The organism is Mycobacterium sp. 050272 (assembly GCF_039023525.1).
Classification (GTDB): domain Bacteria; phylum Actinomycetota; class Actinomycetes; order Mycobacteriales; family Mycobacteriaceae; genus Mycobacterium.
This window is the reverse complement of the sequence record NZ_JBCHKV010000065.1, coordinates 1-768: the sequence shown is the minus strand read 5'-3', so window position 1 is coordinate 768 and position 768 is coordinate 1. Positions and strand designations below refer to the sequence as shown.

Sequence of the window (768 nt, the reverse complement as noted above, 5' to 3'; positions counted from 1 at the left end):
GGGTCTGCTGCACGATCAGGTGACAGTTTCGGTCACGCGGCCTGACTGGCCGGTGTGGTCATGATTGCTTCGTATTCGATCGGGGTCAACCGCCCGAGAGCGGTCTGGCGTCGGCGGCGGTGGTAAGTCCGTTCGATCCAGGTGACGATCGCGATCCGCAGTTCCTCTCGGGTGTCCCACCGGCGGCGGTCCAGTACGTTCTTCTGCAGCAGGCTGAAGAAGCTCTCCATGGCCGCGTTGTCGCCGGCCGCACCGACACGGCCCATCGAGCCGACCATCTCGTAGCGGCCCAGAGCGTGCACGAAACTCCTTGACCTGAACTGAGATCCGCGATCGGTGTGCAGAATGCAGCCAGCCACTTCGCCGCGGCGTGCTACCGCGTTGCTCAGCGCGGTAGTCGCCAGCCGCGACTTCATCCGCGAGTCCATGCAGTACCCGACGATGCGGTTGGAGAACTCGTCCTTGATCGCGCAGAGGTACAGCTTGCCTTCACGTGTCGGATGCTCGGTGATGTCGCCCAGCCACAACTGATTTGGCCCTTCGGCGGTGAAGTTGCGCTCGACGAGGTCGTCGTGCACCGGCGGACCCACTTTGCCGTTCCTGCCACGTTTCTTACCGAACGCACTCCACAGGCGATGCTCTGAGCAGATCCGCCACCCGGTGCGCTCGGCCATCGGTTCACCGGCCTCACGCGCTTCCTCGACCAGGTAGCGGTAGCCGAACTCCGGGTCGTCGCGATGGGCGTCGAACAACGCGTTGGCTCGGTAG

At 64.1% G+C, this 768-nt stretch carries 1 protein-coding gene; it reads right to left on the bottom strand.

Annotation, left to right across the window (positions count from 1 at the left end; translation table 11 throughout):
* Positions 1-32: 32 nt before the first annotated feature.
* The coding region (locus AAHS21_RS31985; protein ID WP_342931264.1) for an IS3 family transposase at positions 33-768 on the bottom strand (736 nt) is incomplete at its 5' end.